The organism is Mesorhizobium sp. CAU 1732 (assembly GCF_039888675.1).
GTDB lineage: Bacteria > Pseudomonadota > Alphaproteobacteria > Rhizobiales > Rhizobiaceae > Aerobium.
Window position 1 is genome coordinate 2,442,091 of the sequence record NZ_JBDQQR010000001.1, and the last position, 22,037, is coordinate 2,464,127.

Genomic DNA, 22,037 nt, shown 5'->3' on the forward strand with positions numbered 1-22,037 from the left:
CGCCCGGCATCAGCAGACGGCACCGGCAAGGCCCGCGCATCCTCGGCCATTGCCGACAACACCGGAGAGACCGATGAAGACTGCATTGATTACCGGCGGCGCGGGAGCCGTTGGTTCGGCCACGGCCCGGATGCTGGCCGAAGACGGCTTTGCCGTCGTGCTCGCCGATATCGCGATGGAAGAGGCGACTGCCGTCTGCGATCAGATCCGTGCCGATTTCGGCGTCGATACGCTGGCCTTGCACGTCGATCTGTCGGACCTTGCGTCGCTGAAGCCGATGGTCGCGACGATCGGAGCGCGCTTCGGCCGGCTCGACTGCCTCGTCAACAATGCCGGCAAGACCGGTGCGCCGAAGATCGGCGAAGTCGAGCTCGATGTCTGGAGCTCCGTCCTGGCGATCAATCTCACGGCGCCGATGCTGCTGTGCCAGGAGGCCATACCGCTGATGCGCGCGGCCGGTGGCGGCAGTATCGTCAACGTGGCGTCGCGCGTCTATCTCAGCGGCACGGGCATCGGTTACACGTCGAGCAAGGCCGGGTTGATCGGATTGACGCGTGCCTTGGCCGTGCAGCTCGGCAAGGACGGCATACGGGTCAATGCCGTTGCGCCGAGTTTCCTCAATTCGCCCTTCAACAAGAAGCTCGTCGAGCAGAACACGGCCATGGCGGACTCCTTCCGCAAGCTGACGCCGCTCGACCGGCTCGGCACGCCAGAGGACGTCGCCGGCGCCATCGCCTTCCTCGCCTCCGATCGCGCGTCCTTCATCACCGGCGACATCCTGCATGTCTGCGGCGGGGCTCAGCTCGCACCGCAACCCGTCTAGAGCATCGGCCCGAAAAGTGGACTCCGGTTTTCGGGCTGTTCCGATGCTCAGACAAAGAGGCTCCTGATTCAGGACGCCCGAACGGCGAACCGCCATCTCCATTGCGTATAAAGACAATCGCCCCGTTCCGGCGTCCCCGCGGCCTTGGTGGCCGCATGGCGTCGAAACGGGGCGATCTCGTCGTCGATAGGGGTTCCGGGCCGACCCTGCGGACGCCCGGAACCGAGGCTTGCGCGGTTTACGCTCCGGAAGCCGGCTCAGCTTTCCGGCGTTTGAAGATGTAGTCCCAAAGCGGCGTCTGGTTCAGGATCAGCAACAGGAAGCCGATGGTCAGAACCAGCGAGATCGGGTTGAGGAAGAAGGACGTCAGGAAGTCGACCGGGTCGCCACGCGACGACAGCACCGCACGACGGAACGACACGTCCATCAACGGCCCGAGGATGACGCCCAGGATGATCGGTCCCGGCTCGAAGCCATAGACTTTCAGGAAGTAGCCAAGCACGCCGAAGGCAAGCATCCAGTAGACGTCGGTGATGCTGTTCTGGATCGTGTAGGTGCCGACGACGGACAGAAGCACGATGATCGGGATCAGCAGGCCTCGCGGCATCATCATGATCTTCGTGAAGATGCGGATGCCGGTAAGCCCGATGATGAGCAGCAGCGAGTTGGCGAGAACCAGCGCGCCGACGATGAACCAGAACAGGTGCGGGGTTTCGACCATCAGCATCGGACCCGGCCTCAGCCCGTGGATGTAAAGCGCGCCGATGAAAAGCGCAGTCACCGCGTCGCCGGGAATGCCGAGCGTCAGCATCGGCACGAATGCACCGCCGATGACGGCGTTGTTCGCCGATTCCGGCGCGACGACGCCTTCATAGGCGCCCTGGCCGAACGGGCGGCTCGGGTTCTTCACCGTCCGCTTGGCCTGATCGTAGGCGATGAGGGCGGCGATGTCTCCGCCCGCACCCGGCAGTGCACCGACGGTCACGCCTATGGCGGAACTGCGCAACGACAGCGGCAGGTACTTGCGCACCTCCGCCCATGCCGGGACGATTTTCGAGACCTGCTGCTTGATCGGCTGAACGTCGAGGTTGCGAAGCTGGAACAGCGCCTCGGCGATGCCGAAGAAGCCGATCATCGCGGCGATATAGGAGATGCCGCCGAGCATGGAGACGCTGTCAAAGGTAAGGCGCGGCTGTGCGGTCAGATTGTCCAGCCCCACAAGTCCGATGATCACGCCCATCGCGGCGGCAAAGATGCCGCGTGCGAGCGAGCCGCCGGAAAGCCCGCCGACCAGCAGCAGGCCGATCATTGCGAGCAGCAGGAAATCGCGCGGGGCGAACTGCAACGCCAGCCCCGAGACCATGGGCGCTCCGATGGCGAGTATGAGGATGCCCACATAACCGCCGATGACGGAAACGACCGTGCTGATGCCGATCGCCTTGCCGGCTTCGCCGAGTTTCGCCAGTGGATAGCCGTCAAAGGCGGTGGCGACAGAGGCGGGCGTGCCGGGGATGTTGAGCAGGATGGCGGTCCGACTGCCGCCATAGACACCGCCGCAATAGACGCCGACCATCATGGCAAGTGCTGCGTTGACGTCCCACGAGAAGGTGAAGGAGATCAGGACCGAGGCGGCCATGGTGACGGAGATTCCGGGTATCGCGCCGACATAGACGCCCGCCCAGGTTCCGATCAGAACGATGAAGAAGAGGCTCGGATCGAGCCACGACATGAGAAAGTAGCCAAGAGACTCTGTCATTTGGGGTGCTCCTGGTCAGGGTAGATAGACGGAGAAGACGAAGCTGAAGATCGCAAAGACGAAGGCAAGCGCCGCTGCCGTCACCAGTGCCGAGCGCACCACGCCCTTGTGGTCCAGCATCATGAAGGACACGAACAGGAAGATGGCCGACGCGACCCAGAAACCGGCATAGTCAAGCGTCGCCACATAGACTGCGCAGATGAGCATGTAGCCGACCATCGGCAGTGTCACGATGGCCGCAAGGCGTTCCGACAACGGTGCCGTGACGTCGTCGGTGCGAACGCGCATGCGGATCGAGTTCGCCAGCATAACCAGCGTGGTGACGATCATCACCCCCGCGGCGATCATCGGGAATACGCCGGCTCCGCTCATCGAGCTGAAGCCCTCGATCCCATAGGCTTCCCAGAAAAGGACGCATGACGCCACGAGAAGGAGGCCTTGGAAGACTATCTGCCCGGTCACGGGCTTTTGTGTATCGGTCATCGCTCGGTCCATTGCAGTGCGGCGAGGCTAGGACCTCGCCGCGTGTTGCTCTTGTTTCGGATTGCGACGGGCGGTCAGGGCCGCGGGATGCCGAGTGTCTCGGGCGAAACCTTGGCATCGCCGGTATCCTGCAGGATCCAGCTCGTCACGGACTGCCAGCGTCGCATGAACTCGTCGGCTTCAGCGCCGGAGATGTCCATCCTGACCATTCCCGACTCCTCGATGAATTCCGACACGCGCGCGTCGGCAAGAGCGGCGGTGAAGGCCTCGTCGAGCTTCGCCTTGATGTCGTCCGGCGTATCGCGCTTCACGAAGACGCCCTGGAACGAGCCCCAGGGAAGGTACTGGGCGAGCTCCGGATATTCGTCGGTGATGACCGGGATATCGGGGAACTGGGCGATCGGCTCGGGGTCGAGGACGGCAAGGCCGCGGACGCGGCCGGCGCGCAGTAGCTCGGCGGCCGCAGGCAGGCTGACCGGCATGAAGTCGACATGGTTGCCTTGCAGCGCGGTCAGGCCCGGGCCCTCGCCGTCGAACGGCACCTGGGTCACCTCGCCCTTGACGACGGAGTTGAGCATGCCCATCGACACCGCGGGCGAGCCGCCGGGGCCGGTGGCGCCCATGCGGATCTGGCCGGGATTGGCCTTGATGTCATCGACCAGCTCGGTCAGCGTCTTCCACTTCGCATCCGGATTGACGACGAAGACCTGGATGTTGCGGCCGATGATCTTGACCGGATGGAAGTCGGCATAATCCACCTGCGCGAGACCAAGCACCTTGTGAAGCTGCGGGTTTTCCGCGCCGAACAGGATGCTGTAGCCGTCGGCGGGACGGGAATTGATGTACTGGATGGAGATCGCTCCGACGCCGCCGGGGCGGTTCACCAGAACGATCTTCTTGCCGAGCGCCTGCTCGGCCGCGGGCGCCAGGACGCGCGCGAGGTTATCGCTCGCGCCGCCGGCGCCCCACATGATCGTGCCCTGAATGTCGCGGCTGGGATAATCCTGCGCCATCGCGGGACCACCAATCATCAACGCTGCCGCGACAGCGATCGCTTTCTTGAACATGATTCCTCCACTTGAATTCAAAAACCGTCGCCGTGAGCGAACCGCTGTGCGGTCAGAACTCATGGGGAGGGTGAATTCGTTCTACAACGTGCACAAGAACATATACAAGAATTAATTTAGCCGTGCTAAGGGAGACTATCCGCGTGGTCAGGTGACCTCACGTCATCGAAAACGGGTCGGGCCGGGTTGCGACTTTTGCCCTATCCCGGTCACGGATCGAATTCCATTCCACGGTCGAGCATCCAAGGAGTAGAGCGTGTCCATAAAGCGAGAACCCCGGTTGGGCGACATGCCAGGCTTCGGCATCGGTTGCGGCAGTCTCGCGAATGCCGACGGTGATGGCGCTTTCCGTGGCGTCGTCGAATTGGCGTTCGAGCGCGGCGTCCGCTACTTCGACACGGCCGCGTTGTATCTGGGCGGGCTCAGCGAACGACGCCTCGGCGAGGCACTGGCTGGCCGGAGCCACGACGAATTCATCGTCTCCACGAAAGTCGGCCGCACCCAGACACATTCGGGGTCGAGTATCGATCCGTCGGGCCTTCGGTCGTCCTGCGACTATTCCGCGGATGCCACGATGCGTTCCGTCGAGACGAGCTTGCGGCAGTTGGGGCTGGACCGTCTCGACATCGTGATGATCCACGACCTGACGAGGCAGCTTCACGGCCCCAGCTATGACGAGCGCTTCGACGAGGCGATGGCTGGTGCGTATGAGGCGCTTGTCGAATTGCGCAATGCCGGCACCGTCGGCGCGATCGGTGTTGCGACGATGGACTGGACGAGCTGCATGGATTTCGCGCTGGCGGGCGATTTCGACGCCTTCATGCCGGCGGGCCAGTACACGCTGCTGCATAGGGAGTGTGGTTCGCTGCTGGATCATTGCGCGGCCACGGGTGCGGCGTTTCTGGCCGCGTCGCCGTTCAATTCCGGCATTCTGGCGACCGGCGCGGTGGAAGGGGCATTCCACAACATGCAGCCTGCCGGGTCCGAAGCCCTGGCTCGCGTCGGCGCGATGGAGGCGATCTGCGCCCGTCACGGCGTGCCGCTCGCCGCGGCGGCGCTTCAGTTTCCCACCCGGCACGCGGTGGTATCGAGCATCGTCGTCGGCAGCCGCACGGCAGCCGAGCTGCAACGCAATCTCGATCTTTTGGACATGCCGATCCCGGACGAACTGTGGACCGAGCTCGATGCCGAGTACGCGGGCACCGCAGCGGCACGGACGATCTAGATCGCCGTGCATCCTGACGGGCGCACGAGCGGCGGTCCATCTCTTTGTTCGAGCATCGGAACAGCCCGAAAACCGGATTCCACCTTTCGGCCCGATGCTCCGGCTAGCGGCGCAGGGCGGCCATGCCGGCGGTCATGTCCTCGATGGGCGTGGTCGATATGATCTCCAGGATCGCCGCGCTGCCGCCGTCCTGCGCCGCCATTGCCTCCAGAATGGGTCCGAAGCGAACCGTCCCCTGACCGATGGCATCGTGTCGCCACGAGGTCCGGGTCGCATCCGAAAGATGGTACTGCCCGATCAACGCGCCCCAACGCCGGATCGCGGCGACCTGATCCTCGCCGATGAACTCGGCATTGGCGACATCGTAGGCGATCGAAGCGAAGCGTCTGTCGAACTGACTGACCCAGGCGCCCAGCCCATCGGCCGTGGGCAGCGGGGTCTGCGGGTGCGATTCGAAGAAAAGATGACTGCCGTGCGCGCGCGCGAGTTCCACGAGCCGCGCGGAGGCATCCGTGAGATGGCCGACGCTATCCTCGTGGCGCGGCGCGAGCAGCCCCGAGACCCGTCCCGGCACCACCACCACCCCGCGCGCGCCGAGATCGGCGGCAAGCAGGATCGCGGAGGCGTAGGCTTCAACGGTGCGCTCGCGCACTTCAGGCACGACGCTGCACAGATTGTAGTCGAGAGCGGGCAGGTTCAGCGATTCGATGCGCAAGCCTTCCGCTTCCAGCACGCGCCGCAACGTCGCGGGACCGTTTGCTCCACTCCCGTCGAACCAAAGGTGACCCGGCGCCAGCAGCACGTCGAAATCGTTGAGGCCGATCGCCGCCATCCGGCGCATCGCCGCGATGGCGGTCTCGCGCCAGATGAAGGAGAAGGTGCTGCCTGCGAGGCGTGGCGTTGTCATCACGGCTTGTCCCTGGAAATGCGTGTTTCGTGCTGCGCGGCTTCGCCGAACCAGAAGTCGAGCATCGACTGGCGCTCGGCCTCGAACATGTCGGCGCCGGTCGAGATGCCGCAGCCGAGCTTTCGGGCCGCGGCGAGCAATGGCGTGATCTCGGGCAATGTGATGGCGTCGCTCACGAACATGTCCGCCGAAAGCTTCGCGATATCCACCGGCAGTGGATCGTCGGGACGCATGCCCGCGGGCGTGACGTTGGCGACGATGCCGAAGCCCGTGGGGTCGGCCGAACCGATCGTCGCACGCCCCGGATGGGGCGTCGAAAGCCGGGCGATGAGGTCGTCCCGGCGCGCCGGATCGGTGTCATGTATGGCAAGACTCTCGACGCCGGAGTCAAGAAGTTCGAGGCCGATGGCGCTGCCGGCGCCGCCGGCGCCGATGAGCAGGGCGCGCCGCCCGGCCGGTTCGCACCCCCTGGCGCGCATCGCCGCGATGCTGCCGGTGCCGTCCAGCATGTCGCCATGCCATCCGCCATCGGCGTTGCGCCGGGCGATGTTGCTGGAAGCGAGCAGGCGGCTGCGCTGGGACAGGGTTGCGCAGCGCGCCGCCGCGTCGAATTTGTGCGGCACCGTGAAGATCAGGCCATCGACGTTGCGCAGGGCGGTGGCCGCGCTGAAGAATGCGCCGAAGTCGGCGGGCGCCACGTCGATGGGCACGACGATCGCGTCACGACCGTTTTGCTCGAAGTGCCTCGTCAGGCCCGAAGGGGCTTTCACCTGGGCGATCGGATGGCCCAGGATGAAATAAATCCGTGTCGCGCCGCCATAATTGTCGAGCAAGTCATCACCTCATGTTGGTCCGGTGCGCGTGGCGCGCCGCATTCAATAGGTCGCGCGTCCGCCGGAAATGTCGAAGGTAAAGCCGGTTGTGAACGTGCACTCCGTGCTGGCGGCCCACGACACCATCGCCGCGATCTCCGGGATTTGCAGGAAGCGGTTCATGGGGATTTTCGCCTTGCTGGCCGCGACGTGTTCCGCCGTCATCTCCTTGAAAAGGTCGGTCTCGGTAATGACGGGCGCGACGCAGTTGGCGAGGACGCCGGTTCCGGCCAGTTCGCGCGCCAGCGACTTGGTGAAGCCGATGACGCCCGCCTTCGCCGCCGCATAGGCGGAGATGCCGGGATTGCCTTCCTTGCCGGCGATCGAGGAGACGTTGACGATGCGGCCGTAGTCGCGGGCGCGCATATGCGGTACGGCGGCACGGCAGCAGTGGAAGACGCCGCCGAGGTCGATGGCCAGAACCTTCTGCCACGCATCCAGCGGGTAGTCCTCGACATGCGCGACCGGGCCATTGATCCCCGCATTGTTGATGAGGATGTCGATGCCGCCGAACCGTCGGGCTGCCGCGTCGAAGGTCTCCTGCACCGCCATGGCATCGGCGACGTCCACGCGCTGCGTCATGGCGGGTTCGAAACCGGCGGATGTCGCATCGAAGGCGGCGAAGTCGAGGTCCCAGAGCACCACCGACGCGCCTTCGTCCACGAGGCGCCTGGCGATGCCGCTGCCGATCCCGCGAGCCCCGCCGGTGACGATGGCGACGCGCCCATCATGCAGTCCCATGGACGAATTCCTTCTTCGGTTCAGTCGGATCAGGTGATCGGCTTCGTGGAGCTTTCCGTCAGCCGGCATTTCGCCTGGGCGGAGTTTCGCCGCTCCATGCCCGCCGCAACAAAGCGAGGATTTCGGCTTCGTCGAGCGGTCTGGGATTCCAGTAGGGGTTCTGCACTGCCTGTGCCGCCGCCCTGGCGAGATCGGCCTCTCGCATGCCCAGAGCGGCCAGCGACGCCGGCGCGCCCATGGCCGTTGCGCGGCCGAACAGTGCCGTCGCCGCATCGGTCGCGCCGAGCGCGCGCTCGATCGTGGCCATCGCTTCGGGCACGGCCTGCGCGACATAGGCGACACTGTGCGGCAGCATCACCGTGTGGGTCTCGGCATGCGGAAGATTGAAGGCGCCGCCCAGCGTGTGGCAGAGCTTGTGGTGGATCGCCATGCCGACGGAACCGAGGCAAATCCCCGCGAGCCACGCGCCCTGCAGGGCACCGGCCCGCGCCTCCCGATCGTCCGGGTTCGCCACCACGCGGGGCAATGCGTCGCCGAGGCTGCGGATCGCCTGTTCGGCCAGCGCCGAAACGGCAGGGTTGCGGTCCTGCGCATAGAGCGCCTCGACCGCATGCGCCATCGCGTTCATGCCGCTGGTGACGGAGAGCGAGACCGGAAGTCCCATCGTCAGGTCGACGTCGTAGATGACAACCTCCGGCAGGATGGACGGGTCGCGCCGCGTGGTCTTGAGCCCGTCGCTGGTTTCGCCGAGGATCGGGGTCATTTCCGACCCGGCATAGGTCGTGGGGAGCACGATCTGCGGCAGGCCGAGGCGCGAGGCGATCGCCTTGCCGAGCCCGGTCGTCGAGCCGCCGCCGATGGCGACCGTGGCGTCGGCGTTCAGGGACAGGGCGATCTCGACGGCGCGATCCGTCACGTCGCTGGGCGTATGCATCGCAGCGCCGCCGAAATGGCCGGCGGCGCGCTCGCCCAGCACGGTGGCAGCGCGCGCGGCGAGCTCGGTCTGCTGCGGCGTGGTGAGGACCAGGGCCCGCCGGACGCCGAGACTGTCGGCCTCCTCGCCAAGGCGGGACAGGGTGCCGGATCCGAAGATCACCCGTGTCGGCAGCGGCGCGTAGACGAAAGCGTCGATCATGCCGATGGCCCGGACGCCTTGAGGACGAAATCGTAGTTTAGCTCGACATAGTCGCGATCGACCTGCGTGCCGTCGGGGGCGGTTCCGGCCTGATGCCTCTTGTAGGGCGTGATGAGCGAATTCTTGACGCCGAACACGACGTCGCTGTCCATGTAGGGATCGCCTTCCGCGAAGATGTGGGTCACGAGCGTTTCGAAGCCGGGCGCCGAAATCATGAAATGGACATGCTCGGGACGGAACGGATGACGGCCTTGTGCAGCCAGCATTTCGCCCACCGGCCCGTCGTCGGGAATCGGATAGTATTTCGGCCTGACCGACCAGAACCAGAAGCGGCCCGCCGCATCGGCGGTGAAGATGCCGCGCATCGCGAGTTCGTCGCCCTGTTGCACGTCGTAGAAGCCTTCCTCGTCGGAATGCCAGACGTCGATCGTGGCGCCGGCAATCGGGCTGCCATCCACTCCGCGGACGGTGCCCGATACATACATGGGCGTACCATCGACGCCTTCCGACATATTCTCGCCCAGCGGGAACGGCTTGCGCTGTTCGACGAAGAACGGTCCGAGCACGGTCGTCTCCGTAGCGCCGGCAGGCGTGCGGTGATTGATCGCGTCGACGAGCATCGAAGCCCCGAGCGTGTCGGAAAGCAGGATGAACTCCTGCCGATTTGCATCGCACATCTGGCCAACGCGGGTGAGGAAGTCGATGCCGGCGGCCCACTCCGCCTGGGTCGGCTCGATCTCGCGCAGGAAGGCGTGCAGATGACGCACCAGCGCTTCGCTTATCTGATACACTCGCGGGTCGGTGGCGCCGGCGAGGCGCGTCACCACTTCGGCGGTGATCGTTTCCTCGTTCAAGTCGCGCATGATCTCGCTCTCCCTGCCGACGCGCCGCCTTGCCACCGCCGGAAGCACGCAATCCCGGTCGCCCGCACGTGCGGCGTAATAGTTCCTTTATGTAAACTAGTTCCTCTGGTAATGTCGAGCGACGATTTCAGCTCGGCATGTTCCGGCAGCCTGATGCCGCAGGTGGAAAATTCTCGCCAAGCCGGTCGCCAAACTCGTGTGCCAGAGTGCAATGTGCAATCATCGGCCGTGGAACTGCCGGCGGCTGCAGGGATGCCGGACGCCAGATTATGACCGAAGGAGCAGAACGAGTTGTTGACGCAGACATCGGAAAAGAGTTCGCCTACCGAGGCCGGGCCGGTGAAATCGGCGACGCGGGTGCTCGATCTGTTCGAGTTCCTCGGTCGCTGGGACGCGGAAAAGACCCATACCGAGATCGCCGAGGAACTGGCTATCCCGAAGAGCAGCCTGACGCAGCTTCTCAAGACACTGGTGCGGCGCGGCTATCTCAACTACGTCCCATCGTCCAAAGGCTACGAACTCGGCCCGTCGATCGCCGCACTCGCCAAGCGGATCAACGAGAGCAACGATCTCGTGTCGATCGCCCAGAGCGCGCTCGAGTGGGTCACGGCTGAAACGCAGGAAACCTGTGCGCTCAACTTCATCAAGGGCGACAAGTCGGAAGTCGTCGCATGCGTCATGAGCCCGCGCCGGCTTCTCTATCATATGCGCCTTGGCGATATGGCGCCGCTCTATGCGACGTCGGGCGGCAAGGCGCTGCTTGCATTTCTGCCTGCCGAAATGCTGCGGGAGTATCTGTCGCGCGTCGCGTTAGAGCAGATCACCCCCAATACGATCACCAGCGTGAAGGCGCTTGAAAATGAGCTGGAGCAGGTTCGCGCCCAGGGGGTTGCCTTCGTCGTGGAGGAGTTCACTCCCGGCATCGCCGGCGTGGCGCGCCCCATCCTGAGCGCATCGGGCCATCCTCTCGCCTCGATCAACATCGCCGTGCCGGTCGCGCGCTTCGACGATGCCGCCCGGGATCGGTGCGTCGCCACGCTGGCCAAGGCTGTGGAAACCGTCTCTCAACGCATGCGGGCCGGCAACCACGGCACCATACGCTGAACCAGCGGGCAGGCGATTAATCCGAGGAGTTCTTCTCCGGCGTGCATCGGTTCGCGGTCGCTGCCGACGTTCGTCGATGAGTCTCGCAAGGTGGCCAGTCGCGTGCATCCGTGTCGCAAGCCGTGAACATCTGCAGCCCCGCATGTTTAGATTGCTTAACATCCGCCATTGCCCGCCGCGCCAGTGGGTTCGAAATTCTCTCTATCAATCAATGCTTTGCTGGAATGGAGCCGAGCTGGCACGGAATTTTCATAGGAGGTTTCAGCAATGAAAGCCTCTGACCATGTTCCTGCTTGCACTGACCGCTCTAGCCTTCCTGTCCGCGCCGGTCGTCGGCTGGATGGGCTGTCGCTCCCTTCCGTTCGTGGCGCTCTTGCCGCTCGCTCTCTTCATCGGGTTCGCGACGCTGCTGCCGGAGATTTCCTCCGGTAGCCTCCTGGTCGAAAGCACGGCCTGGATACCCAGCCTCGGCATCGATGCGGCGTTCAGGGCGGACGGGTTGTCGCTGACTTTCGCTTTGCTGATCACCGGCATCGGTACGGCGGTCTTTCTCTACGCCTCCGCCTATCTGCGCGGCGCGCCGCGTCTTGGCCGGTTCTACACCGCGCTGACGCTGTTCATGGCATCGATGCTCGGCGCCGTGCTCGCCGACAATCTGATGCTGATGGTGGTGTTCTGGGAAATGACCAGCATCACCTCGTTCCTGCTCATCGGCTATTCGCCGGAGAACCAGCAGGCGCGCCGCTCGGCGCAGCAGGGCTTTCTGGTCACGGTGGCCGGCGGGCTTGCGATGCTTGCCGGCGTGATCGTGCTCGGGTCGGCGGCGGGCACGTTTTCGATCACCGAAATTCTGGAGCGCAGGGAGGAAATCGCAGCACACCCCGCCGCACCGGCCATCATCGTCCTGTTGGCCCTGGGGGCGTTTTCGAAATCCGCCCAGGCACCGCTCCATTCGTGGCTTGCCAATGCGATGGTCGCACCGACGCCCGTGTCGGCATTTCTGCATTCCGCGACGATGGTGAAGCTCGGCGTCTACCTTCTGGCGCGCATGGATCCGGTATTCTCCGACCAGGCGCTGTGGATCGCGCTGTTAGCGGGCTTCGGGTCTCTGACCATGATGGTCGGCGCGGTGCTCGCGATGCGCGAGACCGACCTGAAGCGCGTGCTCGCCTATTCGACCATCGTATCGCTTGGAACGCTGGTGATGCTGATCGGGTTGCCGGGTGAGCTTGCCGCAGTGGCGACGATCACCTTCCTGATCGTCCACGCGCTCTACAAGGCATGCCTGTTCATGGTGGCCGGCATCATCGACCATGAAACCGGGACGCGGGATTCATCCGCATTGAGCGGCATGCGCCACTACATGCCGGTCACCGCGGCGGCGGCCCTTCTGGGCGGCCTGTCCATGGCCGGCTTGCCGCCTTTCATCGGCTTTGCGGCGAAGGAACTCGTTTACGAAACCGGGCTGGAGACGTCGGCTTCCCTTGTCCTGGTGCTTGCCGGGCTTGCCGCCAACGTCGTGATGGTCGTCGTGGCGGCCATCGTGGCGATACGGTGCTTCGCCGGCGATCTCAGCCCGACCCCGAAGACCCCCCACGATCCGGGTGTCGCGATGCTGGCCGGACCGGTCGTCCTTGCGGTTCTGGGCCTTCTCTTCGGGCTCATGCCCTGGCTCGTGGGCAACAGCCTGATCGTGCCGGCGGCCAGCGCGATGGCCGGCACGCCCGTCGAATATTCGCTTTCCCTGTGGCACGGCTTTACGCCGATGCTGGGCCTGAGCGTCCTGACCGTCGCGCTTGGCATGGCGGTCTATCTGCGCTGGGATACGGTTCGCCGGCGAATGGCCGCGATCCATCAGATCGACGACTGGGGGCCGGATCGGCTTTACGACCGCATGATGGACGGTTTGCAACGCTTCTCGACGTGGCAGACGGAATTGATCCAGTCCGGAAGCCTGCGCAGCTATGTGGCCCGGACGCTGTTCATCATCGCATTCGCTGCTCTGGTGACGCTGCTTCTTCGTGGCGGTTTGGAAATGCCTTCTTTCGCCGCGAGTCTCGGACCTGATCTGGTTCTTGCGATCCTGCTTGTCGTGTCGGCCCTTGCCGTGGCGCGTGCGCGCAATTTCGTATCCGGCATCGTGGCGGCGGGCACCGTCGGTTTCACTGTCGCGCTGCTGTTCCTGTTCAATGGCGCGCCGGACCTTGCCTTCACGCAATTCTCGGTCGAGGCGCTGGCGATCGTCATCATGCTGGCCATCGTCGGGCGCATGCCGTTTCGCGAGCGGGACAGCCGCGTGCGCGATGAGCGGTTGCGCGACATCTTCATCGCAGGCGGCGTGGGTGTCACCGCATCGCTGGTTCTGCTTGCGGTGCTTGCCCAGCCCTTCGATGGGCGGCTTTCCGACTTCTTCCGTCAGGCAAGCGTTCCGGAAGCCCACGGCAGCAACCTCGTCAACGTCATCCTCGTCGATTTCCGTGCCCTCGACACGCTCGGCGAAATCACCGTGCTCGGGCTCGCCGCCGTTGCGGCGGCAGCCGTGCTTGCGGGGGTGCGGCGTGCAACCTCGGAGAAGCGCCGATGAATTCGCTCATTCTGAAAACGACGAGCCGGCTGATCCTGCCTGCGGCACTGATCTTTTCGATCTACGTGCTGCTTCGTGGCCACAACGAGCCGGGCGGCGGCTTCATCGGCGGGCTTATCGCGGCGGCAGGCATCGCCGTTTTCGCGATCCCGCGCGGCCGCACGGCCCTGATCTCGATGCTGAGGGTCTGGCCGAAGACGCTGATCGGTGCCGGCATTCTGCTGGCGATCGCCGCAGGGGTGCCGTCGCTGCTCCTGGCAGAACCGTTCCTCACGCAGCAATGGCCGTTCGCGTCGCTTCCGATCGGCACCACGCTGGTCTTCGACGTCGGCGTTTATCTGGTCGTGATCGGCTCGGTGCTGACCTTCCTGTCCTACTATCTGGAGAACTGACGTGGAGCCTGTTTTCGCCATCGCGTTCGGTGTGATGATTGCGGTTGCAGCCTACCTGCTGATGTCGCGCAACGTGCTGCGGATCGTGCTCGGGCTGCTCGTTCTCGGCAATGCGGCAAATCTGTCGATCTTCCTCGCCGGCCGCCTGGAAAGCCGCATCCCGCCGCTGGTTCCGGCAGGCGAGACGGCTTTAGCGGGTGGCGCGAATCCGCTGCCTCAGGCGCTGATCCTCACGGCAATCGTGATCTCCTTTGCGCTCGTCGCTTTCACGGTCGTCCTCTTCCAAAGCGCGCACCGCCGCCTTGGCACGCTGGATGTCGATGCGATGCATGAGGCGGAGTCGCTGTCTCGGGCCGTGCCCCGGAAGGCGCCCGCGGAACGGACGCTGGAGGCGGCCGAATGAGCGCGCATATCCTGCTTACGCTTCCGATCCTGTTTCCCCTGCTCGGGGTGGCGCTCTGCGCGCTGTTCTGGTCGAACAAGCGCGCGCAGCGCATCGTCAGCCTGCTTGCAAGCTTCGGCCTGCTCGGGGCGGCACTTGCGCTGATGGCAGCCGTCCATGACGGCACAGTGCTGGCCACCCATTTCGGCAATTGGGACGCGCCCTTCGGCATCGTTTTTGTCGCGGACATGTTTGCCGCCGCGATGGTGCTGATCACGGGCATCATGGCCGTTGCAATCGGCATCTACGGTCTGGCCGACGATATCGAGCCGAAGGAAAACGCCTTCTACCACCTGCTCTATCAGGGGCTGTTGCTGGGCGTGACGGGCGCGTTCCTGACCGGCGACATCTTCAACCTCTACGTCTGGTTCGAGATCATGTTGATCTCGTCCTTCGGCCTTCTGGCTTTGGGAGGCACGCGCGCGCAGCTCGATGCAGGCATCAAATACGTCACGTTGAATCTGATCGCGACGACGTTCTTCCTCATAACCGTCGCCTTTCTCTACGGCATCACCGGGACGCTCAACATGGCCGACCTGGCCCGCGTTCTGCCCACGCTCGAAAATCAGGGACTGGTGACGACGCTGGCCGTGATGTTCCTGATGGCGTTCGGTGCCAAGGCCGCGGTGTTCCCGCTGTTCTACTGGTTGCCTGCCGCCTACCACACCGCATCCGCACCGATCGTCGCGATCTTCGCAGCGCTGCTGACCAAGGTCGGCGTCTACGCGATCATCCGCACTTTCACGCTGCTGTTCGACGGCGACGCGGGCTATACCGGGCCGATCGTGGCGGGGATCGCCATCTTCACCATGGTAACGGGCGTGCTCGGCGCGGCGTCGCATTTCGACGTGCGCCGCATCCTGTCGTTCCACATCATCAGCCAGATCGGCTACATGCTGTTCGGCATCGTCGTCGCAACGCCTTTGGCCGTCGGCGGGTCGATCCTCTACGTCATTCACCACATCGTCGTGAAGGCGAACCTGTTCCTGCTGGCGGGCGTGATCAACAGGGCGGGCGGCTCCTTCGACCTCAAGAAGACCGGCGGTCTCTACAAGACCATGCCGATGCTGGGCGTGCTGTTCCTCATTCCGGCGCTCTCGCTTGCCGGCCTTCCGCCCCTGTCCGGCTTCTGGTCGAAGTTCACCGTCATCAAGGCAAGTCTGGACGCCGGGCATATCGCGCTTGCCGCTTCGGGCCTCGCTGTCGGGGTGCTGACCCTCTACTCCATGATAAAAATCTGGAACGAGGCGTTCTGGAAAGCCGCGCCGGAAACGGCGGAGATCGCCATGGCCCGCTGGCGCGCCGATCCGAAAGTGCGCGTCCTGATGCTGGCGCCGATCGTCTCGCTTGCGGCCATCACGCTGACCATCGGCTTCTTTGCCGAGCCCTTCGTCGACTTCTCCATGCGCGCCGGCGCGCAACTGCTCGACAAGTCCGTCTACATCGATGCCGTTTTCGCCCCGACCTCACAGCTTGCGGAGATACGCCCATGACCGCACTGACCCCCTGGCTGCGCCTTGCTGCCATTTTCTTCCGCGATCTCGCGCTTTCCGTGAAGGATGTGGTGCTGACAGTGCTCAATCCGCACAGGCCGATACGCTCGGCCATCCTTGCCGTCCCGTTGGATGTGAAAAGCGATGGCGGGATCACGCTGCTTGCGAACATGGTCACGCTGACGCCGGGCACGACCAGCCTTCACGTCAGCGATGACCGCTCCACGCTCTATATCCACGTCATGAACGTGTCGGACGACACGGTCGCCCAGACCAAGGACGGTTTCGAGCGCCATGTCCGGCAGGTGCTGCCATGACTGCGCAGACCATTCAGACTGCGGGCATCGGAATTGCCGCCGTCCTTCTTCTTTTCGCTCTCGTGTGCGCCGGTATCCGCATCGTGCGCGGACCCAGCGGTCCCGATCGCGTCGTCGCCCTCGATCTTCTTGGTCTGCTCGGCGTCGCGGCCGCCGGCATGGCCGTGCTTGTGTCCGGATCGGTTGCGTTCATCGACATCGCACTGGGCGTTGCCCTCGTGGGTTTTCTGACAGCTATCGCTTTCGCCGGCTTCATCGAAAGCGGTTCGATCGATGAGGAGGAAAAGCGATGATGGCGATTCTTTCGGCGATATTTCTGGTTGCCGGTGCGGCGCTGTGCCTGGTGGCGGCGGTCGGCGTGTTGCGGCTGCCGGACTTCTTCATGCGCATGCACGCCGCGACGAAGGCGGGCGTTGCCGGCTGTGGCCTGCTTTTGATCGGCGTGGCCTTCGGCATGCCAAGCCTTTCCATGTGGGTGAAGGTCGCGATCGCCATCGTGTTCCTGCTGCTCACCACGCCGATTGCGGGACATCTTCTCGGTCGCGCCGGTTATATCGGCGGCGCTCCATTGTGGGCGCGCACCGTCGAGGACCAGCTCAGCTGCGAACTGCCGCGCGGCAATTTCGACAGGCCACACGGCAACGGATCGAACAAGCAAGCGCGCGAGCGCGACATCTCCAGCGTGTTGCTCGCAATCGCAAGCGGCGAAGGGATGGATGACGCCATCGACACAGCGATCCGGTTTGCAAGATCGTCCGGCGCCGACCTCACAGCGCTGGCTATCATCGATACCAAGACACTGCACAATGTCGGACCGGTGCCGCTGGGTGGAAACCACTACGCGGTGCAATTGCGCAACACGCTGACGGCTCAGGCACGCGGGAAGGTCGCGGAGAGCCTGCAATCCTTCGAGCAACGGGCGTCGCAGGCCGGGGTGCGCTTCCGTGTACAGGTGGAGGAAGGCGACCCGGCCTCGTTGTTGCGCAAGCTGCTGGTGGGGCGCGTGGCGCTGATCGTGCCCCGCAACGCCTGGTTCGATCAGGGTCTGGCGTCATATCCGATCAACCCGCTGGACGTCTTGCGGCGGCACAGACTCGGAACCGTCGAGCCCGTCCGAGACGACAAAACGCCGATCATCGTCTACGGTTGAATGCCGGACGCTGCGGCTGTCGGGCGACAGGAAACGCTTGGAGCGCAGTTTGCCGACCAGCCCGTACAGATTGCCGGTTACCGTGCGCTTGCCGCTTGTCGCCGCGGCGATGATCTTCGTTGCCGCGGTCGCTTCGACGCAGACGGCGATCTTCTTCATGGGACGCCAGGCGGACCGGCAAGTGCAAACGCTGGGACAGGTTTATCTCGATGGCCTGTCGGCAGCGCTTCTTCCCTATGTCAAAAACGCGGATGCGTCGACCATCGGTGCAACGCTTCAAAAAGCGCTGGCGTTTCACGAAGGCGTGGTCGATCGTCGGCTGGCATATATCGACTATGACGCTTTGGGCACAACGGAAGCCGCGCGGTCGGATATCGATGCGTCCGGCCCCCTGCCTGCCGATGCACAGGCGAATGCCACGGGCTTTATTCGTGCGGATGATGGAACGATATGGATATGGCGAAGGCTGGTCGATGGCGACACCGTCCATGGAACCGTCGTCGCCAATCTGGATGTCTCGGCGTTCGAAGCCGAGCGCGGTACGCTTCGCTGGCTGCTGCTTCTTTTCGATCTCGTGTTCAGCGGTGTCTGCGCATTGCTTGGCTTCTTCATGGTTCGCAGGGTCCAGAAGCCGGTCGCGACCGTCGCCCGCCATCTCTACGACGCCGCGTTGGGCATGGTGCGGCCGATAGGCGATGGCGAAATACCTGCCGACGATCGTCAGGCCGCGCAGATGATCCATGCCTTCAACGCGATGGCAAACGCCACCCAGGAGCGTGAAAGCCTGCTCGCCCACATAGCCGAACAGCAGAGGCAGGCCGATCTCGGCCGGCTGACCGCAACGATCGCCCACGAGGTTCGCAATCCGCTGGGAGGCATGCGAACGGCGATCAGCACATTGAAGCGTTTCGGCGACCGCGAGGAACCCCGCGCAGAGGCCGTACAGTTTCTCGATCGCGGCGTCAGCGCGCTCCAGCACGTCGTTGATGCGACGCTCGAAAACTACAGGTCTCGGCCGAACTGGCGTCCGCTGTCGAGGCAGGATTTTGAAGATTTGCGCCTTTTGATCGAGGCAGATGGCAAATCGCGTGACGTGTCGATCATCATCGAGGCCGACATACCGGAAACCGTCTCGGTCGCGGCCCTGGAGGTGCGGCAGATATTGCTCAATCTGCTGTTGAACGCGGTGCGCGCTTCGGCCAGAGGCCGGACGGTTCGCCTGAAGGCGTCGCTTGCGGATCGCGAACTCATGGTCGTCGTCGAAGACGAGGGGACGGGGCTCGATCACGGCGTCGCGCGTGTCATGGAAGGGCGCGCCGGCCGGGAGGACGGGCCTGGGCTGGGCGTATCCGTCATGATCCGTCTGGTTGAGCAGCTTCAAGGCCGGGTCTCCATCGAGTCCGCACCCGGCCTCGGGACGCGCATCACCTTGAACTTTCCGTTGCAGGACGGAATGCTGCGATCATGACCAGAATGGCACGGCAGATACTCGTCATCGAGGACGACACGATCCTGGGCGGCGCCCTTGTCCAGCGATTAAGGCTCGAAGGCTTCGAGGTGGCATGGGCGCAAAGCAGTGCGGAAGCCCTGCGCGAGCTCAAGCAGCGAAAGCCTGATTTCATCTTGTCGGACATCGTGCTTCCGGACGGGTCCGGGGAGGATGTCTTTCGCAAGGTTCAGCCATGGCTGGGCGATACGCCCATTCTGTTTGCCACCGCATTCGGCGAGATCGACCAGGCCGTGCGGCTGGTGAAGGCCGGCGCCGACGATTACCTCACGAAACCATATGACGTGGATGAACTGGTTGAGCGCATACGCAAAAGACTGGCGGGCATCGCCAGCCCACGCGAATCCTCTTCTGATCCGCACACGCTTGCGCCTGCCAGCGAAACCCATGCCGAACACTTGCGAAGGGCGGCCGCCAGCGATCTTCCTGTGCTGCTCACCGGCGAGACGGGCGTCGGCAAGGAGGTCGCTGCGCGGTACATCCATTCCGTCTCGCCGCGCAGCGGTGCACCGTTCGTGGCGGTCAATTGCGGCGCGATCGCGCACGAGCTTCTGGAAAGCCAGTTTTTCGGACACGAGCGCGGTGCATTCACGGGAGCGGCGCAGGCTCATGTCGGTTTCTTCGAGGAGGCAGCAAACGGGACGCTGCTGCTTGACGAGATCGGCGAGCTGGACACGCGCCTTCAGGCGGCCTTGCTGCGCGTGCTCGAGGACGGAACGTTTCGTCCGGTCGGGTCACGCCGGGACAAGCAGTTTCACGGTCGTATCATCGCGGCGACCAATGCCGACCTGGACGCACTGCGCAACGAACGCCGCTTCCGCGACGATCTCTATTTCCGATTGTCGGTGATCGAAATCGCACTCGAGCCCCTGCGGTCGCGCCGCTCCGAGATCCCTGGTCTGGCCGCGCAATTCCTCGCGGACTTGTCGGAGCACGCCGGCAAACGGTTCTCGCTCGCCGAGGCCGCTCTTCCGGCACTGCTCGACCATGACTGGCCCGGCAACATCCGGGAGCTGCGCAATCGCCTTCAACGGGCGCATGTGTTCGCTGGCAGCGAAGTCCTTGACGTCGAAGACCTCTTTCCCGAGATGCGCCTCGAACCCAACAACGCGGATACCCTTGCCGGCGCCCGCCAGCGCGCCGAATCCGAAATGATCCAAAAAGCCCTGCTCGAATCCGACGGCCGCATCGGCGCCGCTGCCAAGCAACTCGGCATATCGAGAACCACGCTCTGGAAGCGTCGCAAGTCTCGCATTCAGTAGCGGCGTCCCGTCACCCTCGCTCGGCCAACTGCGGTGGCCGGTCGCGGAAGAATGTCGCGGCCGTCCACCAGCCAAGCGCGGCCACGCCGAGCATGCCTGCGATCACGGAATTTGAGCCCAGCACGATCGAGGAAATTCCCACGAGCCCCGCAGCCACCCACTGAAGGGCGGCCCATGCGCAGGCCGACGGCGTCGTGAGGGGGATCGCCATCGCCCTTGCGATCAGCATGATCGAGCCCACCGTCGTCAGGATGACAATGACGATCTCGCCTGGCGTACCGTTCAACAGCAGCGCCGGGTTGTAGACCCAGATGAAGGGCACGAGATAGGCGACGAACGAGAACCGCATACCCGCCCACCCTGTCTTCCACATGTCTGCCCCGGCAAGGCCGGCCGCGACGAAGCTGGAGACGGCGACGGGCGGGGTGAGGAAGGACAGAATGCCGAAATAGAAGATGAAGAGATGCGCGCCCATCGTGTCGACACCCATGAGGACGAGGGCGGGCGCGATAATGGCGGCAAGGATGATGTATATCGCTGTCGAGGGCATGCCCATGCCCAGGATGATCGACAGGACGGCGGTGATCAGGAGCATCCCGAACAGGCCCCAGTTCTCGCCGATCCGCGCCAGCACGAAGGACAGCGACTGGCCGAGGCCCGTGATGTTCATCACCCCGACGACGACGCCGGCGGCGCCTGCGATCAGCACCAGCGGGATGACCGCCGCACCGCCGTCGAAGATCAGCCGCCGCCAGTCCTCCAGCGTCCGCATCCTGCCGATGGCGAGCGCGAAGACAAGCAGGATCGCGGCCGAGACCAGAGCGGCGAAACCGGGCGTCGTGTTGGCCCAGAAGATCAGGTAGATGAGGACGACCAGCGGCAGGACGAAGACCCAGCCTTTGGCGAGCAGCGGGAGCACTCTGGGCAGTTCCGACTTCTTCATACCCTGGAGTCCGTCGCGCTCGGATACCGCATCGACCTGCACGAACAGGCACAGATAATAGAGTATGGCGGGCAGGAGCGCCGCCATAACCACCTCGCTGTAGCTGACCTGGAGAAACTCCGCGATCAGGAAGGCGGTCGCGCCCATGACCGGCGGGGTAATCTGCCCGCCTGTCGAAGCCACGGCCTCGATGGCGGCCGCATTGTGCGGGCGAAAGCCGATGCGGCGCATCAACGGAATCGTCACGATACCCGTCGACATGATGTTGCTGACCGGCGAGCTGGAGATCGAGCCGAACATGGTCGATGCCAAGATCGCGACCTTGGCGGGCCCTCCGCGGCGATGCCCCATCAGCGCCATGGCGACGTCGGTGAAGAACTGGGTCGCGCCGCTGACCTCCATCAGCTTGCCGAGCACGATGAAGGCCAGAACGATCGACGCGATGATGACGAGCACGAGGCCCGGAATAGCGTTGGTATCCGAGTAGAGGTAGAAAGACAGCGCCTGCGGCGACACGCGGTCGGCCTGAAGCGGTGGCTCGAGAAGAAAGCCGAACAGGCCGTAGGCGAGCAGCACCCACACGAGGAGCGTGATGGACAGGCCGCAAATCTTGCGGATCGCTTCCATCATGATGAGGATCGCGAGGATCGCCGGAATATACTTCGACGGCGTGTAGCCGGCGATGTCGAGAATCCAGAACTGGTAGTTCAGCGCCAGCCATACCCAGCAGGCGATCGAGATGAAGCCGAGTCCGATCTCCAGCACTCCGGGTCTTTCACCATAGGGCTGCACGAGAAACGCAGCGGCGACGGCGACACCCAGATAAGGGCCAAGCCATTCCGCCTCGATCAACGAGACGCCGAACGTCGGCAGGAAGTTGGCCGCCCAGATGATTCCCCCGACAAGCAGGAAGGACTGGTAGAGGCTCAAAAGGAAAACACTCGGACGGGTCACGGCGGTCACCCCGGTTC

21 protein-coding genes are annotated in these 22,037 nt (G+C 64.1%); 12 read left to right on the plus strand and 9 right to left on the minus strand.

Features of this window, described 5'->3' with window-relative positions:
* Positions 1-73: 73 nt before the first annotated feature.
* The gene (locus AAFN55_RS11990; RefSeq protein ID WP_347799059.1) at positions 74-823 is read left to right on the plus strand and encodes an SDR family NAD(P)-dependent oxidoreductase; all 750 of its coding nucleotides are present in this window, start codon (positions 74-76) and stop codon (positions 821-823) included.
* Between the two features lie 238 nt (positions 824-1,061).
* Here AAFN55_RS11990 and AAFN55_RS11995 read toward each other — a convergent pair whose 3' ends face one another.
* From AAFN55_RS11995 to AAFN55_RS12005, 3 genes are all read right to left on the minus strand, one after another.
* Entirely contained in the window at positions 1,062-2,579 is a 1,518-nt protein-coding gene (locus tag AAFN55_RS11995; protein ID WP_347799060.1) for a tripartite tricarboxylate transporter permease, read from the minus strand.
* A gap of 15 nt (positions 2,580-2,594) precedes the next feature.
* On the minus strand, positions 2,595-3,062 hold the full coding sequence (locus tag AAFN55_RS12000) for a tripartite tricarboxylate transporter TctB family protein (RefSeq protein WP_347799061.1): 468 nt from the start codon (positions 3,060-3,062) through the stop codon (positions 2,595-2,597).
* 74 nt (positions 3,063-3,136) lie between these two features.
* Positions 3,137-4,129 carry a tripartite tricarboxylate transporter substrate binding protein gene (locus tag AAFN55_RS12005; RefSeq protein WP_347799062.1) on the minus strand — a complete coding sequence of 331 codons (993 nt, stop codon included), beginning with the start codon at positions 4,127-4,129 and terminating at the stop codon, positions 3,137-3,139.
* Positions 4,130-4,385: 256 nt separating this feature from the next.
* Between AAFN55_RS12005 and AAFN55_RS12010 the strand changes: the two genes are divergently transcribed.
* Complete coding sequence (locus AAFN55_RS12010) at positions 4,386-5,354, plus strand: aldo/keto reductase (RefSeq protein WP_347799063.1); 969 nt, start codon at positions 4,386-4,388, stop codon at positions 5,352-5,354.
* Between the two features lie 103 nt (positions 5,355-5,457).
* Here AAFN55_RS12010 and AAFN55_RS12015 read toward each other — a convergent pair whose 3' ends face one another.
* Genes AAFN55_RS12015 through AAFN55_RS12035 form a run of 5 tightly spaced genes read right to left on the minus strand, consistent with a single transcriptional unit; the run spans position 5,458 to position 9,872 of the window.
* A complete protein-coding gene (locus AAFN55_RS12015; protein ID WP_347799064.1) occupies positions 5,458-6,261 on the minus strand; it encodes a TIM barrel protein in 804 nt (267 codons plus the stop codon).
* On the minus strand, positions 6,261-7,094 hold the full coding sequence (locus AAFN55_RS12020) for a shikimate dehydrogenase (protein ID WP_347799065.1): 834 nt from the start codon (positions 7,092-7,094) through the stop codon (positions 6,261-6,263). The genes AAFN55_RS12015 and AAFN55_RS12020 overlap by 1 nt, the downstream gene beginning before the upstream one ends.
* Positions 7,095-7,136: 42 nt before the next feature.
* Positions 7,137-7,874: an SDR family NAD(P)-dependent oxidoreductase gene (locus AAFN55_RS12025; protein ID WP_347799066.1), complete on the minus strand. Its 738-nt coding sequence runs from the start codon at positions 7,872-7,874 to the stop codon at positions 7,137-7,139.
* Positions 7,875-7,932: 58 nt separating this feature from the next.
* A complete protein-coding gene (locus AAFN55_RS12030; protein WP_347799067.1) occupies positions 7,933-9,009 on the minus strand; it encodes a maleylacetate reductase in 1,077 nt (358 codons plus the stop codon).
* Positions 9,006-9,872, minus strand: a complete 867-nt coding sequence (locus AAFN55_RS12035; RefSeq protein ID WP_347799068.1) for an intradiol ring-cleavage dioxygenase — start codon at positions 9,870-9,872, stop codon at positions 9,006-9,008. Before AAFN55_RS12035 ends, AAFN55_RS12030 begins: the two co-directional genes overlap by 4 nt.
* 294 nt (positions 9,873-10,166) lie before the next feature.
* On the opposite strand from AAFN55_RS12035, the gene AAFN55_RS12040 reads away from it, so the two are divergent.
* From AAFN55_RS12040 to AAFN55_RS12085, 10 genes are all read left to right on the plus strand, one after another.
* On the plus strand, positions 10,167-10,976 hold the full coding sequence (locus AAFN55_RS12040; protein WP_347799069.1) for an IclR family transcriptional regulator: 810 nt from the start codon (positions 10,167-10,169) through the stop codon (positions 10,974-10,976).
* A 283-nt stretch (positions 10,977-11,259) separates the two neighbouring features.
* The gene (gene mbhE / locus AAFN55_RS12045) at positions 11,260-13,560 is read left to right on the plus strand and encodes a hydrogen gas-evolving membrane-bound hydrogenase subunit E (protein WP_347799070.1); all 2,301 of its coding nucleotides are present in this window, start codon (positions 11,260-11,262) and stop codon (positions 13,558-13,560) included.
* The gene (locus AAFN55_RS12050; protein ID WP_347799071.1) at positions 13,557-13,952 is read left to right on the plus strand and encodes an MnhB domain-containing protein; all 396 of its coding nucleotides are present in this window, start codon (positions 13,557-13,559) and stop codon (positions 13,950-13,952) included. Before mbhE ends, AAFN55_RS12050 begins: the two co-directional genes overlap by 4 nt.
* Position 13,953: 1 nt before the next feature.
* On the plus strand, positions 13,954-14,355 hold the full coding sequence (locus AAFN55_RS12055) for an NADH-quinone oxidoreductase subunit K (protein ID WP_347799072.1): 402 nt from the start codon (positions 13,954-13,956) through the stop codon (positions 14,353-14,355).
* A complete protein-coding gene (locus tag AAFN55_RS12060; protein WP_347799073.1) occupies positions 14,352-15,887 on the plus strand; it encodes a proton-conducting transporter membrane subunit in 1,536 nt (511 codons plus the stop codon). Before AAFN55_RS12055 ends, AAFN55_RS12060 begins: the two co-directional genes overlap by 4 nt.
* Positions 15,884-16,204: a Na+/H+ antiporter subunit E gene (locus AAFN55_RS12065; RefSeq protein WP_347799074.1), complete on the plus strand. Its 321-nt coding sequence runs from the start codon at positions 15,884-15,886 to the stop codon at positions 16,202-16,204. Before AAFN55_RS12060 ends, AAFN55_RS12065 begins: the two co-directional genes overlap by 4 nt.
* The gene (locus tag AAFN55_RS12070) at positions 16,201-16,497 is read left to right on the plus strand and encodes a monovalent cation/H+ antiporter complex subunit F (RefSeq protein ID WP_347799075.1); all 297 of its coding nucleotides are present in this window, start codon (positions 16,201-16,203) and stop codon (positions 16,495-16,497) included. Before AAFN55_RS12065 ends, AAFN55_RS12070 begins: the two co-directional genes overlap by 4 nt.
* Positions 16,494-17,354, plus strand: coding sequence for a monovalent cation/H(+) antiporter subunit G (gene mnhG / locus AAFN55_RS12075; RefSeq protein ID WP_347799076.1), 861 nt, complete (start codon positions 16,494-16,496; stop codon positions 17,352-17,354). The genes AAFN55_RS12070 and mnhG overlap by 4 nt, the downstream gene beginning before the upstream one ends.
* A gap of 49 nt (positions 17,355-17,403) precedes the next feature.
* Positions 17,404-18,822, plus strand: a complete 1,419-nt coding sequence (locus AAFN55_RS12080; protein ID WP_347799077.1) for a HAMP domain-containing sensor histidine kinase — start codon at positions 17,404-17,406, stop codon at positions 18,820-18,822.
* Positions 18,819-20,123 (plus strand): sigma-54 dependent transcriptional regulator, encoded by a 1,305-nt coding sequence (locus AAFN55_RS12085; RefSeq protein ID WP_347799078.1) that lies wholly within the window; start codon positions 18,819-18,821, stop codon positions 20,121-20,123. The genes AAFN55_RS12080 and AAFN55_RS12085 overlap by 4 nt, the downstream gene beginning before the upstream one ends.
* Before the next feature lie 10 nt (positions 20,124-20,133).
* On the opposite strand, the gene AAFN55_RS12090 is transcribed toward AAFN55_RS12085, so the two are convergent.
* Complete coding sequence (locus tag AAFN55_RS12090) at positions 20,134-22,020, minus strand: TRAP transporter fused permease subunit (protein ID WP_347799079.1); 1,887 nt, start codon at positions 22,018-22,020, stop codon at positions 20,134-20,136.
* Between the last annotated feature and the right edge of the window lie 17 nt (positions 22,021-22,037).

Coding starts and splice junctions, on each gene's coding strand:
- mnhG (WP_347799076.1), top strand. CDS start 16,494: ATGATGGCGATTCTTTCGGCGATATTTCTGGTTGCCGGTGCGGCGCTG.
- AAFN55_RS12035 (WP_347799068.1), bottom strand. CDS start 9,872: ATGCGCGACTTGAACGAGGAAACGATCACCGCCGAAGTGGTGACGCGC.
- AAFN55_RS12000 (WP_347799061.1), bottom strand. CDS start 3,062: ATGACCGATACACAAAAGCCCGTGACCGGGCAGATAGTCTTCCAAGGC.
- AAFN55_RS12065 (WP_347799074.1), top strand. CDS start 15,884: ATGACCGCACTGACCCCCTGGCTGCGCCTTGCTGCCATTTTCTTCCGC.
- AAFN55_RS12085 (WP_347799078.1), top strand. CDS start 18,819: ATGACCAGAATGGCACGGCAGATACTCGTCATCGAGGACGACACGATC.
- AAFN55_RS12030 (WP_347799067.1), bottom strand. CDS start 9,009: ATGATCGACGCTTTCGTCTACGCGCCGCTGCCGACACGGGTGATCTTC.
- AAFN55_RS12025 (WP_347799066.1), bottom strand. CDS start 7,874: ATGGGACTGCATGATGGGCGCGTCGCCATCGTCACCGGCGGGGCTCGC.
- AAFN55_RS12015 (WP_347799064.1), bottom strand. CDS start 6,261: ATGACAACGCCACGCCTCGCAGGCAGCACCTTCTCCTTCATCTGGCGC.
- AAFN55_RS12005 (WP_347799062.1), bottom strand. CDS start 4,129: ATGTTCAAGAAAGCGATCGCTGTCGCGGCAGCGTTGATGATTGGTGGT.
- AAFN55_RS12050 (WP_347799071.1), top strand. CDS start 13,557: ATGAATTCGCTCATTCTGAAAACGACGAGCCGGCTGATCCTGCCTGCG.
- AAFN55_RS12060 (WP_347799073.1), top strand. CDS start 14,352: ATGAGCGCGCATATCCTGCTTACGCTTCCGATCCTGTTTCCCCTGCTC.
- AAFN55_RS11995 (WP_347799060.1), bottom strand. CDS start 2,579: ATGACAGAGTCTCTTGGCTACTTTCTCATGTCGTGGCTCGATCCGAGC.
- AAFN55_RS12070 (WP_347799075.1), top strand. CDS start 16,201: ATGACTGCGCAGACCATTCAGACTGCGGGCATCGGAATTGCCGCCGTC.
- AAFN55_RS11990 (WP_347799059.1), top strand. CDS start 74: ATGAAGACTGCATTGATTACCGGCGGCGCGGGAGCCGTTGGTTCGGCC.
- mbhE (WP_347799070.1), top strand. CDS start 11,260: ATGTTCCTGCTTGCACTGACCGCTCTAGCCTTCCTGTCCGCGCCGGTC.